Origin of the sequence: Bacteroides sp. NSJ-39 (assembly GCF_014287315.1) — a bacterium.
GTDB classification, from domain to species: Bacteria; Bacteroidota; Bacteroidia; order Bacteroidales; family Bacteroidaceae; genus Bacteroides; species Bacteroides finegoldii.
Window position 1 is genome coordinate 269,658 of the sequence record NZ_JACOOB010000001.1, and the last position, 16,813, is coordinate 286,470.

At 38.3% G+C, this 16,813-nt stretch carries 12 protein-coding genes, 3 tRNA genes and 1 pseudogene; 7 read left to right on the top strand and 9 right to left on the bottom strand.

Translation table 11 applies throughout. The annotated features are described in order from the left end of the window. Positions 1–9: 9 nt before the first annotated feature. The 5 genes from H8S63_RS01375 (at position 10) to H8S63_RS01395 (ending at position 5,209) form a co-directional block, all read left to right on the top strand. A complete protein-coding gene (locus H8S63_RS01375) occupies positions 10–786 on the top strand; it encodes an AMP nucleosidase (RefSeq protein ID WP_007760475.1) in 777 nt (258 codons plus the stop codon). Between the two features lie 21 nt (positions 787–807). After that, positions 808–1,827: a DNA polymerase III subunit delta gene (gene holA / locus H8S63_RS01380; protein WP_186925506.1), complete on the top strand. Its 1,020-nt coding sequence runs from the start codon at positions 808–810 to the stop codon at positions 1,825–1,827. Positions 1,828–2,985: 1,158 nt separating this feature from the next. Beyond that, entirely contained in the window at positions 2,986–3,456 is a 471-nt protein-coding gene (locus tag H8S63_RS01385) for a helix-turn-helix domain-containing protein (RefSeq protein WP_007753420.1), read from the top strand. A gap of 77 nt (positions 3,457–3,533) precedes the next feature. Beyond that, the gene (locus H8S63_RS01390) at positions 3,534–4,310 is read left to right on the top strand and encodes a dihydroorotate dehydrogenase electron transfer subunit (RefSeq protein ID WP_186925507.1); all 777 of its coding nucleotides are present in this window, start codon (positions 3,534–3,536) and stop codon (positions 4,308–4,310) included. Continuing rightward, positions 4,298–5,209 carry a dihydroorotate dehydrogenase gene (locus H8S63_RS01395; protein WP_186925508.1) on the top strand — a complete coding sequence of 304 codons (912 nt, stop codon included), beginning with the start codon at positions 4,298–4,300 and terminating at the stop codon, positions 5,207–5,209. Before H8S63_RS01390 ends, H8S63_RS01395 begins: the two co-directional genes overlap by 13 nt. Positions 5,210–5,427: 218 nt before the next feature. On the opposite strand, the gene trmD is transcribed toward H8S63_RS01395, so the two are convergent. Next, positions 5,428–6,105, bottom strand: a complete 678-nt coding sequence (gene trmD / locus H8S63_RS01400; protein ID WP_007753437.1) for a tRNA (guanosine(37)-N1)-methyltransferase TrmD — start codon at positions 6,103–6,105, stop codon at positions 5,428–5,430. A 74-nt stretch (positions 6,106–6,179) separates the two neighbouring features. Between trmD and ligA the strand changes: the two genes are divergently transcribed. Next, positions 6,180–8,180, top strand: coding sequence for an NAD-dependent DNA ligase LigA (gene ligA / locus H8S63_RS01405; RefSeq protein ID WP_186925509.1), 2,001 nt, complete (start codon positions 6,180–6,182; stop codon positions 8,178–8,180). Between the two features lie 59 nt (positions 8,181–8,239). Then, positions 8,240–9,133, top strand: a complete 894-nt coding sequence (gene dapA, locus H8S63_RS01410; RefSeq protein ID WP_007753443.1) for a 4-hydroxy-tetrahydrodipicolinate synthase — start codon at positions 8,240–8,242, stop codon at positions 9,131–9,133. Between the two features lie 90 nt (positions 9,134–9,223). Here the strand turns inward: dapA and H8S63_RS01415 are convergent. The 8 genes and pseudogenes from H8S63_RS01415 to htpG form a co-directional block, all read right to left on the bottom strand. Then, positions 9,224–10,788 (bottom strand): annotated as a pseudogene (locus tag H8S63_RS01415) (IS66 family transposase). Positions 10,789–10,874: 86 nt separating this feature from the next. After that, positions 10,875–11,225, bottom strand: a complete 351-nt coding sequence (tnpB, locus tag H8S63_RS01420) for an IS66 family insertion sequence element accessory protein TnpB (RefSeq protein ID WP_004296723.1) — start codon at positions 11,223–11,225, stop codon at positions 10,875–10,877. After that, the gene (locus H8S63_RS01425) at positions 11,213–11,617 is read right to left on the bottom strand and encodes a hypothetical protein (RefSeq protein ID WP_154029875.1); all 405 of its coding nucleotides are present in this window, start codon (positions 11,615–11,617) and stop codon (positions 11,213–11,215) included. The genes tnpB and H8S63_RS01425 overlap by 13 nt, the downstream gene beginning before the upstream one ends. A gap of 214 nt (positions 11,618–11,831) precedes the next feature. Then, a tRNA-Arg gene (locus tag H8S63_RS01430) sits at positions 11,832–11,905 on the bottom strand. Between the two features lie 19 nt (positions 11,906–11,924). Next, a tRNA-Arg gene (locus H8S63_RS01435) sits at positions 11,925–11,998 on the bottom strand. Positions 11,999–12,017: 19 nt separating this feature from the next. Beyond that, positions 12,018–12,091 (bottom strand) — tRNA-Arg (locus tag H8S63_RS01440). A 79-nt stretch (positions 12,092–12,170) separates the two neighbouring features. Further along, positions 12,171–14,471 (bottom strand): patatin-like phospholipase family protein, encoded by a 2,301-nt coding sequence (locus H8S63_RS01445; protein ID WP_007758201.1) that lies wholly within the window; start codon positions 14,469–14,471, stop codon positions 12,171–12,173. 170 nt (positions 14,472–14,641) lie between these two features. After that, positions 14,642–16,687, bottom strand: coding sequence for a molecular chaperone HtpG (htpG, locus tag H8S63_RS01450; protein ID WP_186925510.1), 2,046 nt, complete (start codon positions 16,685–16,687; stop codon positions 14,642–14,644). Positions 16,688–16,813 lie beyond the last annotated feature (126 nt).

Consider the following 16,813-nt stretch of genomic DNA (forward strand, 5'->3'; position numbering starts at 1 on the left):
AATGAAATTATGAAAACAAAAGAAGAAATCGTAGCTAATTGGCTGCCACGTTACACAAAACGTAACTTGGAGGATTTTGGAGAGTATATACTGTTGACTAACTTCAACAAGTACGTAGAGATTTTCGCCAATCAATTTGATGTTCCAATATTGGGTAGGGATGCTAATATGATTTCTGCCAGTGCCGAAGGAATTACAATGATTAATTTTGGTATGGGGAGTCCTAATGCCGCCATTATTATGGATTTGCTGGGTGCTATCCGCCCGAAGGCATGTCTGTTTCTTGGTAAATGCGGTGGTATCGACAAGAAGAATCATCTTGGAGATTTGATTCTTCCCATTGCGGCAATTCGTGGCGAGGGAACTTCCAATGACTATTTTCCACCTGAGGTTCCGGCGTTGCCTGCATTTATGTTGCAGCGTGCCGTTTCTTCATCGATTCGTGACTATGGACGTGACTATTGGACAGGAACTGTTTATACTACGAATCGTCGTATTTGGGAACATGATGAAACATTCAAGGAGTATCTGAAAAAGACTCGCGCAATGGCAGTTGATATGGAAACGGCAACATTGTTTAGTTGTGGCTTTGCCAATCATATTCCTACCGGTGCATTGCTGTTGGTTTCTGATCAACCGATGACTCCGGATGGGGTGAAAACAGACAAGAGCGATAGCCTGGTTACCAAAAATTATGTGGAAGAACATGTGGAAATAGGTATTGCCTCTTTGCGCATGATTATTGATGAAAAGAAAACTGTAAAACACTTGAAATTTGACTGGTAATTCCCGGTCTTGAAAGATATTATGGCAAAACAAGAACTGACGTGTGATGATATTCTCAAGGAGTTGGGTGCTAAACAATATCGTCCTGTCTATTATTTGATGGGGGAAGAATCGTATTATATCGACCTGATTGCGGATTATATAACAAATAATGTGTTGAATGAAACGGAGAAGGAGTTCAATCTAACCGTGGTATATGGTGCCGATGTAGATGTGGCTACTGTCATAAATGCAGCAAAGCGTTATCCGATGATGTCTGAACATCAGGTGGTAGTGGTAAAGGAGGCGCAGGTAATCCGCAATATGGAAGAGTTGTCTTATTATCTTCAAAAACCACTCCTGTCTACTATTCTGGTAATATGCCATAAGCATGGTACGTTGGATCGTAGAAAGAAGTTAGCAGCCGAAATTGAAAAGGTGGGCGTATTGTTTGAATCGAAAAAAATAAAAGAGGCCCAACTTCCTGCTTTCATATCTTCTTATATGAAGCGTAAAGGTGTGGATATGGAACCTAAGGCAACAGCCATGTTGGCTGATTTTGTAGGTTCTGATTTGAGCCGACTGACGGGGGAATTGGAAAAGCTAATCATCACTTTACCTGCTGGTCAGAGACGTGTAACACCTGAGCAGATAGAAAAGAATATCGGTATAAGCAAGGATTATAATAACTTTGAATTGCGGAGCGCACTTGTTGAAAAGGATATCCTTAAAGCAAATAAGATAATAAAATATTTTGAGGAAAACCCGAAAACGAATCCAATACAGATGACTTTGTCACTGTTGTTCAACTTCTATTCTAATCTGATGCTGGCATATTATGCGCCTGATAAATCAGAGCAGGGAGTTGCTAATATGTTAGGACTGAAAACGACTTGGCAGGCTAAAGATTATATAGCTGCTATGAGAAAATATACTGGTGTAAAGACAATGCAAATCGTTGGTGAAATACGATATGCGGATGCAAAGTCAAAGGGAGTAAAGAACAGTTCAATGACAGATGGAGATATTCTTCGCGAATTAGTGTTTAATATTTTGCATTAGTAGGAGCGTTTTTGGTATATAAAGAAAAGACATCTACTTTTACTATAAATAGAATAAAGTAGATGTCTTTTCTATATCCTCTGAAATATGTTTTCTTTTGGACGGTGTAAGTCTATATTTTGAATAAAAAAAACGAACAATGATTTCTACATACTTTCCTCATCTTTTCATGGCTACTTCCTCATCCTTTGGAATTTTTCGTTTATTCATTCATTCATCTCAATTTTATTCGGTGGTGTCCCCAATATCATTCTTTCATCGAATAGGCGTTTTTCTCTTCACAAGAAACTTCACAGAAAAATTTGAATTCCTATCTTGCTTTAAATATCATTTTGATAGTTTGGAGATTAATAGTGGTGATTTTCTTGCTTTTCTCTATTTAAACTAAAAAACAGAATCATAAAATTTGAAGTAAATATTTGTATAACAATGTATTATGCAGAATTAGACCTTTCTAGAATTGAAAAAAAACATCGAAATGGGCTAATGGACGGAAATATTGCAAGGATTTGGTATTTTATGTTAGAATGTCAAAGATGATTTGAAGAAACCATAATATACATTCGTGAATAATAGCTTTTTTTCTTTATTTTATTGCAAGTGCAACTTCTTCTATTTACGCTTGTGTATTTCGTGTTATATATTTGTAATTAATACTCTTGTGAATGCAATACATTTGTGCTTTAGTAGCTGGTTGTATAAATGTAAAATAGATAGTTTACAAAGATAGAGTATTTAGTATAAATGTAGTAGGAGAGTGATTAATAGTTATTTATAGGTATGTTATATCATTAAATATCAGTTATATATATACCGTTATTTGATTTTGAACTGTAAATTAGAACTTTGTGTAGCATTTATTTTTGTGAATGCCACTGTTTTTACTCATTATTGTTATGTGTAATTTGTTTGTTATCAGGTAGTAATGTGTATTTGTTAAATAATAACTATGATATGTAAATAGGTCCTTTTATCTATGTGTACAATCGTTATATTTCAAATGTGAATAATAATATACTTTTGTCATATTCGTATTTTCATAGTTGTAATTTGTTTTTGTGAATTTAAATAATTACTTTTGTATTGCATTTAAACTTTGATATATTTTTGTGAAAACATTATTTAGTGCGTGGAATTATAACTTTCAATAAAGGCAGTATGGAAATAAAAGACAGAATTAGAATGATTATGGAAAGGGAAAAGGTTCCCCCCAGAGTTTTTGCCGAGACAATCGGGGTTCAGCAGTCTACTCTTTCTCATATTTTAAATGATAGAAATAAACCGAGTCTGGAAGTAGTCATGAAAGTTCACCAGACTTATAGCTATGTAAATCTCGAATGGCTATTATATGGAAAAGGTGAAATGCTTGCTTCTGCAGAAAGTGCTTCATTGGTATCTTCTAATGGAGATTATCAACCTTCTTTGTTTGACGAGAATCCTGTAAATTCGACCAAAGAGACGATTGGCCTGGAAAATCGCAAGGAAATTGCATTAAGAGGCACTGAAAATGTAGCTAAAGGGGTTGTAAAACAGGAAATTAGGTATATAGAAAAGCCTGTTAGGAAAATCACTGAAATAAGAATTTTCTTTGATGATAATACCTATGAAACGTTTAGACCTGAAAAATAAGAGGTAAAATCGCTCGTTTGAGCAAATTCCTGTATCTTTGCACCCGGAATACGAATTTATATTTTTTATATCCATACATGAAGAAATTTATTTTAGATCTGACGGTTACGGAGAATATTAAATTGCATACTAATTATGTATTGCTAAAATTGACATCTCCATCGTTGCTGCCCGAAATGTTGCCTGGGCAGTTTGCCGAACTCCGGGTGGACGGTTCGCCTACTACATTCTTGCGTCGTCCTATTTCTATTAACTTTGTAGATAAACAACGAAATGAAGTATGGTTTCTGATCCAGTTAGTCGGAGATGGTACAAGGCGTTTGGCAGAGGTAAAATCAGGCGATGTGATTAATACGGTACTTCCGTTAGGAAATGGCTACACAATGCCTCACAATGCCTCTGATAAGCTCCTGCTAGTGGGTGGAGGTGTCGGAACAGCTCCTATGTTGTTTTTGGGTGAGCAATTGGCTAAAAACGGTCATAAACCTACCTTTCTTTTAGGCGCCCGTAGTGATAAGGATCTTTTGCAGTTGGAAGAATTCGCTAAATATGGTGAGGTGTACACTACTACTGAAGATGGTAGTTACGGAGAAAAGGGATATGTTACTCAACATTCTATATTAGGCAAAGTACAATTTGAGCAGATTTACACTTGTGGTCCCAAACCTATGATGATGGCTGTGGCAAAATATGCCAAAAGTAATCAGATAGAATGTGAAGTCTCTTTGGAAAATACGATGGCTTGTGGTATCGGTGCATGTTTATGTTGTGTGGAAAATACGACAGAAGGTCACTTGTGTGTATGTAAAGAAGGTCCTGTTTTTAATGTAAAGAAACTATTATGGCAGATTTAAGTGTAAATATTGGCGAATTGAAAATGAAGAATCCGGTGATGACAGCATCCGGTACATTTGGATACGGTGAAGAGTTCTCTGACTTCATTGATATAGCGCGAATAGGTGGTATTATTGTAAAGGGTACTACTCTTCACAAACGTGAAGGGAATCCTTATCCACGTATGGCTGAGACTCCTTCGGGGATGTTAAACGCTGTGGGACTGCAAAATAAGGGCGTTGAGTACTTTGTAGAACATATATATCCTCGCATAAAAGACATAGAAACGAATATGATTGTAAATGTTTCGGGTTCTACTATCGAAGATTATGTGAAAACAGCCGAAATTATTAATGAACTTGACAAAATTCCTGCTATAGAGTTAAATATTTCCTGCCCCAATGTAAAGCAAGGTGGTATGGCTTTTGGTGTGTCAGCAAAAGGTGCGTCAGAAGTGGTGAAAGCAGTACGTTCTGCTTACAAAAAGACACTTATCGTAAAACTCTCTCCAAACGTCACAGATATCACTGAAATAGCTCGTGCAGCGGAAGAAAGTGGTGCAGATAGTGTATCATTAATCAATACATTATTGGGAATGGCAATCGATGCGGAGCGTAGACGTCCCATTTTATCCACTATAACGGGTGGAATGTCCGGAGCCGCCGTAAAACCTATCGCATTACGTATGGTATGGCAAGTTGCTAAAGTGGTAAATATTCCTGTCATAGGATTAGGCGGGATTATGGATTGGAAAGATGCGGTTGAATTCATGCTTGCGGGTGCATCTGCTATCCAGATCGGTACGGCAAATTTCATAGATCCGGCTGTTACCATCAAAGTGGAAGATGGTATAAATAATTACTTAGATAGATATGGATATAAGTCTGTGAAGGAAATTATAGGTGCGCTTGAGGTATAACTGCAAACATACAATAACTATTCGCACTAGATATATGAGAAAAATGTTATTCTACCTTCAAGTTTTGATCTGTGAAATTGAATATGAAATGGCGAACGAATAAGATGTTTGTGTTTAGTGTGAAGAGTAAGAGCTAAAATCTCCAAGCGGAGGATATAATAAAAACGACAGCAGGAAATAAGTTATTTCCTGCTGTCGTTTTTATTTACATATTGTTTTTATTCTTCCAGCAAGTCGGGACGAAGTTTCTTGGTGCGCTCCAAAGATTGTTGCAGTTCCCATTCTTTAATCTTGGCTTCATGACCGGATAAAAGAATCTCGGGAACTTTCCAGCCTTTATAGTCGGCAGGACGAGTATATACAGGTGCTGCCAGCAAATTATCTTGGAAAGAATCGGAAAGTGCAGATTGTTCGTCGGAGATGACTCCCGGAATGATGCGTACAATAGCGTCGGCCATGACTGCCGCAGCTAATTCGCCACCTGTCAGGACGTAATCTCCGATACTGATTTCTTTAGTGATCAGGTGCTCGCGGATACGATAGTCAATTCCTTTGAAATGTCCACAAAGGATAATAAGATTCTGTGCTAAAGACAGATTGTTGGCCATAGGCTGGTTGAATTGTTCTCCGTCGGGGGTTGTGAAGATTACTTCATCGTACTCTCGCTCCGCTTTGAGAGCATTGATGCAACGCTCGATAGGCTCTATTTTCATGACCATTCCGGCAAAGCCGCCAAAAGGATAATCATCGACACGGCGGTATTTATCTTCAGTGTAGTCACGCAGATTGTGAATATGGATTTCTGCAAGTCCTTTGTTCTGAGCCCGTTTCATAATGGAACAATTGAAGAATCCCTCAATCATTTCGGGCAAAACCGTTATAATATCAATACGCATAATCTTTAATTTTTCGCAAAAGTACAAATATTCAAAGATAAACCCGTATTTTTGCCTTAAACAATCAAAGAAATATGGATATAAAAGGAAAAATAGAGGAATTGCGTGCTGAACTTCATCGGCATAACTATAATTATTACGTGTTGAATGCTCCTGAAATATCGGATAGGGAGTTTGATGACAAGATGCGTGAACTTCAGGATTTGGAGGAGGCTCACCCGGAATATAAAGATGAGAATTCGCCCACTATGCGTGTGGGTAGTGATTTGAACAAGAACTTTACGCAGGTAGCACATAAATATCCTATGTTATCATTGGCGAACACATATTCGGAGGAGGAAGTCACCGATTTCTATGAACGTGTCCGTAAGGCTCTTAATGAAGATTTTGAGATTTGCTGTGAGATGAAATATGACGGAACATCAATCTCATTGACTTATGAGGATGGAAAATTAGTTCGGGCGGTTACTCGTGGAGATGGCGAGAAAGGTGATGATGTGACGGATAATGTGAAAACGATTCGTTCTATTCCGCTTGTACTTCACGGTGACAACTATCCTGCCTCATTTGAAATTCGTGGGGAGATTCTTATGCCGTGGGAAGTATTTGAAGCATTGAATCGAGAAAAGGAGGCCCGTGAGGAACCACTTTTTGCTAATCCAAGAAATGCAGCTTCCGGAACATTGAAGTTGCAAAATTCTTCAGTTGTCGCTTCCCGTAAACTGGATGCGTATTTATATTATCTTTTAGGAAATAATCTGCCTTGCGACGGACATTACGAAAATCTTCAGGAAGCGGCAAAATGGGGCTTTAAAATATCTGATTTAATGCGTAAATGTCAAACATTAGAGGAGGTTTTTGAATTTATAAATTATTGGGATGTAGAACGTAAAAACTTACCGGTTGCTACGGATGGGATTGTGTTAAAGGTAAATAGCTTGAGGCAGCAAAAGAATTTGGGGTTTACGGCTAAATCTCCCAGATGGGCTATTGCTTACAAGTTCCAGGCGGAGCGGGCTTTGACTCGTTTGAATAAAGTGACTTATCAAGTCGGTAGAACGGGGGCTGTTACTCCTGTGGCTAATTTGGATCCGGTACAGCTCTCGGGAACTGTCGTGAAACGTGCATCCTTACATAATGCTGATATAATCGAAGGACTTGATTTGCACATTGGAGATATGGTTTATGTGGAAAAAGGTGGTGAGATTATTCCTAAAATCACGGGTGTGGATGTAGATGCACGTAGTTTTATGGTTGGTGAGAAGGTCAGGTTCATCACTACTTGTCCTGAATGTGGCAGTAAATTAGTCAGGTATGAAGGGGAAGCTGCTCATTATTGTCCTAATGAAACGGCTTGCCCTCCTCAGATTAAAGGTAAGATAGAGCATTTTATTAGTCGGAAAGCTATGGATATCGATGGTTTAGGTCCGGAGACGGTTGATATGTTCTATCGCTTAGGTTTAATTCATAATACCGCTGATTTGTATAAACTCACAATAGACGACATTAAAGGATTGGAGCGTATGGGGGAAAAATCAGCTGAGAATATTGTAACAGGAATTGCCCAGAGCAAAACAGTTCCTTTCGAACGTGTTATTTTTGCTCTGGGAATCCGCTTTGTGGGTGAAACTGTTGCAAAAAAGATTGCGAAGTCGTTTGAAAATATAGATGAGTTGAAACGGGCGGATCTTGAAAGATTAGTAAGTATCGATGAAATCGGTGAGAAAATAGCCCAGAGTATTCTTACGTATTTTGCAAATGAGGCTAATTGCGAGTTGGTGAACAGGTTGAAAGAGGCTGGGCTGCAGTTTTATCGTACTGAAGAAGATTTGAGTGGGTATACTGATAAGTTAGCGGGACAGTCTATTGTTATCAGCGGTGTGTTTATCCACCATTCGCGTGACGAATATAAAGAACTTATTGAGAAAAACGGAGGGAAAAATGTGGGAAGTATTTCCGCAAAAACAAGTTTTATTCTTGCTGGAGATAATATGGGACCTGCAAAGTTGGAAAAAGCGCAAAAATTAGGAATAACCATATTAAGCGAAGACGAATTTCTGAAACTTATATCGTAAGATATGAAAAATATTCGTACTTTTGTGGCTAAATAAATTAGAGATTATAATTAAAACTCATGATACAGACTAAATTGAAAGGAATGGGGGTAGCACTGATTACTCCTTTCAAAGAGGATGAGAGTGTTGACTATGACGCGCTAATGCGTATGGTAGACTATTTATTACAGAATAATGCGGATTTCCTGTGTGTGCTGGGAACTACGGCTGAAACGCCGACTCTTACTGAGGAAGAAAAGAAAACTATTAAAAAAATGGTGATTGACCGCGTTAACGGAAGAGTCCCTATTCTGTTAGGTGTAGGTGGTAATAACACTCGGGCTGTTGTGGAGACATTGAAGAATGATGATTTCACAGGAGTCGACGCTATATTGTCTGTTGTGCCATATTATAACAAGCCTTCTCAAGAAGGTATTTATCAGCATTATAAGGCTATTGCCGAAGCAACGGAACTTCCTATTGTGTTGTATAATGTTCCGGGACGTACAGGTGTGAATATGACTGCTGAAACGACTTTGCGTATCGCACGTAACTTCAGTAATGTGATTGCTATAAAAGAAGCCTCCGGTAATATTACACAGATGGATGATATCATTAAAAATAAACCTGAGAATTTTAATGTTATATCTGGAGATGATGGCATCACTTTCCCTCTTATTACTTTAGGGGCTGTTGGCGTTATTTCGGTAATAGGAAATGCTTTTCCCCGTGAGTTTAGCCGTATGACTCGCTTGGCTCTTCAAGGAGACTTTGCTAACGCGCTGGCTATCCATCATAGATTTACAGAATTGTTTAATCTATTATTTGTAGATGGGAATCCGGCCGGTGTGAAATCAATGTTGAATGCAATGGGAATGATTGAAAATAAACTTCGGTTGCCACTAGTACCTACGCGCATTACTACGTTTGAAGCTATTCGTAAAGTTTTGAATGAGCTGAATATTAAATGCTGATTACAGGAGATATTATCAATTTCTGATATATTGTAAGCGTCTCCGCGATTCTATATAGTGTATTAAAATAAAAAGGCTAATGATCCCTTTTTAGTCATTAGCCTTTTCCCATCTGTCAGGAAGCAGTTCCCTGTATTTTTCAATTGGTGTGTTCGGTTGCCATTCGGCTGTTCTGTTTATCACATCCGTGAGATACTCAAATAGATTCACTTTATGCATCCTACAAGTGAGTGCTATCGTATAGAGTATGGCGCCTCGTTCGGCCCCTTATGGCTGCCGAAGAACAATGAGTTTTTTCTTGATAAGGATATGTACCGGTTCATCCGTTCAACCATATTGTTGTCCAGATAAGTGTCACCATAATTAAAGATGTCCACCACTGCATTCCACTCATTGCGAAGATAGGTAATGGCTTCCTGCAGTTCGCTCTTAGGTAACAAATCCCCCCGTTCTTCTATTTCATCAAGCACATCTTTTATTTCTCCGAGTATGTCCGGCGCATACTTTTTTCGATGCATAAGATTCTGTTCTACCGTCCATCCCTCAACCCCAACTTTATGCTTATGCTCGTTTTGATAAAGTGCGTTTATCAGCTCCACGATCCTTTTTGCATCCGGGTCCTTCTCACCGCAATCTATAAATTTCCGTTTTATATGTTGCAAGCACGGGATGCGTGTGATATTGGGATAAGCATCGCTTTCGAGCTTCCGGTAAGGTGAGTAACCATCGCTTTGTATGATACCTTTGCAACTGCCTAATTCGTTAAGAATAACTCTTTCAGACCGGGAGCCGTCATCATAGAGCAAGTATATCATCCTGGTGTTTATGCCGACAACCACCCAAAGGTATCCCTTCCTGACTCCTTTTCCCTTGCTGTTCTTTTCCGGGACGAGTATTTTGTAATAGGTTTCATCGGCTGCCTTATAAGGATCACTCAAAGCTGTCTGCCGGATGCACTTATAAAGATTTTCGAAGAGGTTTGAGGCTTTCTCTATCAACTTATGAGCCGTAGGTTTCTTCAGCGTAAAGCCATGACTCTCGAAGTAGTTGATGATTCTTTCAACAGGTAGCGATTGTATATAACGTAATTCCATCAATCCGGCAATAAATGAACCGTCATAGCTGGAATTCAAGAAGGCCGAAGCCGGTGTTTTTCCCTCAAACAGGCGACCTTCTTGCGTATAGGTGTGTATCTTGTAGACATGCTTGATGAAGCGCATGGGTACACATTCATAGCGGACGCATATTCTGGGAACAGTGGTCAACAACCGGGCCTTATTGATGTCAAAATCGGGATCATCGGGATAAACGACATGTTCTTCTTCCTCCATCTCATAATGCATGTCACGTTTGGCCCCATTGTTCTTTCTTGCTTTACGCTTATCTGCTTTTTCCGCTTCTATCTTCTGCCGCTCTTCTTCGAATATGGCAGATTGGGGAGCCTGTTGCTGTTCGGATGTGTTGGATACAAGTTTGGCGAGTCCCTTAGTAAGGCGCTGTTGCTTGCTAAGAGATTCGCCTTTTTGAAGGAGTGCCTCTTTAAGGGAAGAAACCTCCTTTATCAAAGCATCTATTTGGTCCAAGAGTCTGTTGTTGTCATCTCGTAATCCCTTGATTTGTTCCTTCAATAACTCTATGATCTCATCCTTTTTCATGGCATAAAGATATAAAAAATCAACGAATTGGCCAAATAAACCGGATGATATCTTTAGCACAAATAACTAATAATCAGAATATTGAATTAGATCCTAAAACGCTTTCTCAACCGTACAGACTTTAATGACACTCCATTTAAGATAAAAGACAAAACCTGATAAGAAATCTCGTAATTGCCTGTATTGGGGTTAAATGTCGGTAACTCAAAACTTCCACCTTCGAGGCGCTTGTAGTACAGAAGAAAGCCATCGCCATCCCAACGCAGTATTTTTACACTTTGTCGGTTTTTACCAAAGAATAAAAAGATATCTCCGGAAACGGGAGACAAGTCCTTCATTTCCGATCGTATAATTTTGAATAAACCGTCAATGCCAAGGTTCATACGAACAAAGCCCTGGTACAGATAGTATCGATTGGCTGATGTTAGAGAATACATGGATCTCCCTCCTTTCTTTCGTAATCGCGCAACATTTTAATCACACCACCGGGTGTGGCCCGTTTGACCGAAATGGTGGTTCCACTGTTAAAGGTGATTGTGATCCCGGCAAGACTAAACTCTTCTTCCGACAACATGGCGGGTGATATTTGAGTGAATGAAGGAGAGGAAGTTGTCGGTTGGGAGGGTTCAACGCCGCCATAATAATCACGGACCACATCTGCCTTGGCTTGTTTAACGCTATAGCCCCGTCTGGACATCCAGGAACTCATACCACCAAAAGTGGTATGCTGATCGCGGCAAACATCGGCTAAAGAACAATTGTAGTCTACTTTCAATACTTCAAGGAAATGTTTCCAAGTTTTTCCAAATCGATTTTCTGCTAAATCCATAATGCTTCATTTTTATACATAGCAAAAATATAAGAATGAAAAAAGGGCGACAAGATAGAATCGCGGAGACGCTTACGATATATTTATCTAACAAGGGTTCGCCCTTCACCTTTTCATTCTCTATTATCAATAGTTGGATGAAGGTGAAGGGTGATTTTTTTTCGATGAAATGGGGTAAAAAAAGAAATCCTCCACATGAAATGCAGAGGATTCGTGATCGCGACAGGATTCAAACCTGTAACCGGCTGATCCGTAGTCAGCTACTCTATTCAGTTGAGCTACGCGACCTTTTATAAGTAATTGTTTGTGACCGCGACAGGATTCAAACCTGTAACCGGCTGATCCGTAGTCAGCTACTCTATTCAGTTGAGCTACGCGGCCATTCTGTTAATTCAAAAAGTGATCGCGACAGGATTCAAACCTGTAACCGGCTGATCCGTAGTCAGCTACTCTATTCAGTTGAGCTACGCGACCATTATTTTGTTTTAACGGGTGCAAAGATACGGACTTTTCCCGAACTAGCAAGCTTTTCAATGACTTTTTTGTAGAAAAATTATTCTATAAACCGATAATTAAACAGTTGCAAACCTATGCTTAACCCCACATTCCACTCTTTTCTTGGTGAACTATAATGATTTACATACGCAGAGATGTCTCCGAAAGGTAATTGGCATACCACAGAAATTTCTCCCAGATATTCGAATTTAGAAAACGCTTTTCCATAGTATGCTTTATTTAGTGAGTTTTTCTCAATCGGATAAATCGGCATAAATCCATAGAATTCTCCTCGAAGATGGAACATTTGATTTAAACGGTAGACCGGCCGAATGCCGACACCTACAAACTGATTGGCACGGAAAGCTTCATTATATGTCATTTTACTATGTAATGTGGGAGAGAATTCTCCAGCTTGCATCATTGTTGCTGTATAATTCTCAGAAAAGTTTTTGGAGGCATATAATGCTTTCAAATACCAGCCCAGAACCCAATGCTCACTCATATTATGGTATTTTTCCTTCATATAGGATAATTGCAGCCAAGAATGGTGTTTCCTATTACTATTATCGCTAGTTGTCCCTTCACCAGGATAGAATCGTTCTCTTCCAACAAAAATTTGGGCTACAAGAGCTTCTCTGTATCCACGTGTGGGATATTGGCGGGCATTAAGGGTGCTTCCATTAAAGCTAATGGATCCCCCTAATAAATTATAACGGCTTTTGTCGTATTTGTCATTCCCGAAATCTATGATGTTTTTCTGAAAATATTTATCTTCTATTTTTGCGATTCCTATGCCGAATTCAGCTCGTTTACTTGAAAGAAAAGGTAAGCCTACTTGTAACTTTAAAAAGCGTTCGTCTTTTTGGTTAAAAGCCGGCTTGTCATTTCTAGAAAAAAGCTTGTCCTTTTTGAAATAATCGAAAGTGCTGATTGAACCTATGAGACGATATGACGTAGGTATAGCTGTGGCGAAATCTATCTTTGCCATAAATTGGATATTGTTATAGATCTTTCCAAGTTGTCCATCAAGAACAAATTCTTTAGCATAGTAATTCAAATCCTGATAACTCAGTCCTAGATAAATCTGATTGGAGTTGGAAGTAGATATATTCCCACCCAATCTTACTGCAAAATTATTCTCTAGTTTGACTTTTAAATGCAGGTCGTAAGTATCATCTTCCGGATTGTAAATCGCATGAGGAATGATTTCAGAAATCATTTTGTCTGAAAGCAGTCGAAAATAGCCTTGTTTTAAATCCTCATAGGTGAATTCTTTATTGTCCGATTTATGAAATTCTCTTTTTATGTAGGCTTGTTGTTGGGGATTGGCGCCATCAATAATAATATTTTTAAAGCGTAATTCGGGAAAATTGCTTTTATACACCATTCTTCTTAAACGTATATTGTCTGCGTTTACACGTCGGTGAATGCGACTCTTGATCGAGTCCATCATGCTGATAGTGCGATTATATCCTATATCATGCAGTTCGTCAATGCGTTGGAAATCCATCAAATTGACATTGTCATATTTGAAAGTCATAGATATTCCTACAGAATCGGGAATGGAATAGTCGGTTTTTTGCATTACCATATTTTCTATCTGACTCATAAGGTCATCTTCTTTAGGCTTGGTGGGATTGGTAGATACAATGCTTCCTATAATAATGTCAGGATGAAAATCATCTTTCATGACATCTGTAGGGAAATTGTTGTAAATCCCTCCATCATAAGCTAACACATTGTTTATTTCAATAGGCTTGAACATGAATGGAAAGCTCATTGAAGCTCTGACCGCATCTCCTAGATCTCCGTTTCTCATTATCAATTGCTGCTTGTTATATACATCGGACGCAATACAACGGAAAGGAACGAAGAGCTTATCAAAATCTCCTTTACATGCAGCTGTAGCACGTGCGTACAGATCAACAAAAACGAGATTCATCTGAATCGGATTCACTACGCTGGTGGGAAGAAACTGTGGTTTCAGGTTCTTTAGCGAGTCTTTAAATGAAAAACGAATATTAAAGAATTCAGGAGTCGGGAGATTTTTCTTGAAATGATATACATACTTTTCTTCCACTTCTCCGGAATACCATCGTTTGAAGTCTTCAGACTTTAACAGTTCCACCATATCATCGGGAGAATATCCCATAGCATATAAGGAGCCGATGATGGCCCCCATAGAGGTACCTGCAATATAATCAATAGGTATATTGTTTTCTTCTAAAGCGCGGATAATACCAATATGCGTTAATCCTTTTGCACCGCCGCCGCTTAATACTAATCCTACTTTTTGGGCATGGATAGCCGGAATAGTCAGCCATAAAGTAATTAACACAAAAAGAATTTTTCTCATAACCCAAGTCAAGCAATTGATATTTCTGTCTATTAAGTGTTCAAATATATGCAATACTTTTCAATTTATCGATATTTTGCCACTTGTTTTAAAGTGAAAAAGAGCATTACAACGTGAATTTAACGTTGAATGCTCTTTTGAAAGTTATGTAATGTTTAAAAGGGGCGATGTTAAATCAGCTCAATGCTACGTTTTACGAAGTTGTTCAATGCTTCACCTCTTAACATATTATTTTGCAATAAAGCTAAGTCAATCAGTTGACGGATAACTTTATTATTGCTGGCATAACCTGCGAAGATAGCTTCTTTCTTACTCTTCAGATCATCCCATTTCTTATCTAAATCATTTAGTTCATCTTTTTCAGCTGTTGGGATATCTTCATCTTTCTTACCTTTCTGCTTATCTTTCAACTCATTGCGTTTTTTGTTGATGCTATCCATTTCAGATTGTATCGGGGTTACCTCTGCATGGCAAGCTCCTTCTTCTTCATTTAATACTTGTTTTATCAGTTTGTGATCGGAATTCAGTATTAAATTGAACATATCAGGCATTTCGCCATAGAAACTCATTCCGGCTTGTATGTTTGCCATTTCTTTCATACGACGCATATATTCGCTTTGAGTAATCATTACCGGAGCAGAATTTTCTCCCAATGCTTGTGTCATGACATTAAACTCGACTTTATCCATTTTAGGAAGTTGACTTTTGAAGGCTGTTGTGATAGCATCTTGCTTGTCTGCTTCCAATATTTCGCCTTTCTTATCTTCTTTAACGATAAGATTGTCGATAACATCACTATCAACACGGGTGAAGCGAGACTTCTCCAGCTTTTGTTCCAACATGCTTATTATAGCTACGTCTAACTGGCCATCCATAAGCAAAACATTGTATCCTTTATTGGTGGCAGCTTCAATGTAACTATATTGTTCATCTTTGTTGTTAGCATACAGATAGATCAGATTTCCATCTTTATCTGTTTGATTATCTTTAATAAGAGTCTGGTATTCTTCGAATGTGTAATGCTTGTCATTTGTATCGGTGAAAAGGGCAAATTTTTGCGCTTTATCATAGAAGTCCTCTTGTGTGAGCATTCCATAATTGATAAATATTTTTAAATCATTCCACTTTTCTTCAAATTGTTTGCGATCATTCTTGAAGATGGATTGCAGACGGTCGGAAACTTTCTTTGTGATATAGGTTGAGATTTTCTTCACGTTTGAATCACTCTGTAAATATGACCGGGAAACATTCAACGGAATGTCTGGAGAATCTATCACTCCATGCAACAGTGTCAAGAAGTCCGGCACAATACCTTCAACAGAATCTGTAACATATACCTGATTGCAATATAATTGAATTTTGTTTTTATTTAGTTCAATATTGCTTTTTACTTTCGGGAAATAAAGAATTCCAGTCAAATGGAATGGGTAGTCGACATTCAGATGAATCCAGAAAAGTGGTTCGTCAGACATCGGATACAACTTACTATAGAATGATTTGTAATCTTCATCCGATAGTTCGCTAGGTTTGCGAGTCCATAGGGGAGTTGTATCATTGATGATATTATCTTCGGCTGTATCTATCTGTTTGCCATCTTTCCATTCTTTTTTCTTCCCAAATGCAATAGGAACAGGAAGGAAACTGCAATATTTCTTCAAAAGTCCGGAGATGCGGGCTTCTTCAAGAAATTCCTTGCAGTCATCATCAATGTACAAGATGATATCCGAGCCTCGATCTGCTTTTTCCACTTCTTCAATTGTAAATTCAGGACTACCGTCGCAAGTCCATTTTACAGCTTGTGCGCCGTCTTTATATGACTTAGTGATTATTTCTACTTTCTTTGCAACCATAAAAGCAGAATAGAAACCTAATCCGAAATGACCAATGATGGCATTTGCGTCATTTTTGTATTTCTCGAGGAAATCATTTGCTCCAGAGAATGCAATCTGATTGATATACTTTTCGATTTCTTCTGCAGTCAGACCAATACCGCGATCGGAAATGGTAATAGTATCTTTGCCTAATTCAACATGAATGGTTAAATCACCTAACTCACCTTTAAACTCTCCGATAGAAGCTAGTGTATTCAGCTTCTGAGTAGCGTCTACTGCATTGGATACTAACTCACGAAGAAAAATCTCATGGTCACTATACAAGAACTTTTTGATAATAGGAAAAATGTTCTCTGTTGTAACTCCAATATTACCTTTCTGCATAATACGTATATTTTTTAGTTTATCTATTGATTAATTTTAATTGATACTTACTCAGGTAGAGACAAAAAAAATGCCAGACCCGAAGGTCTGACATTATGACATACTTAATATTGATTCCAAACATGG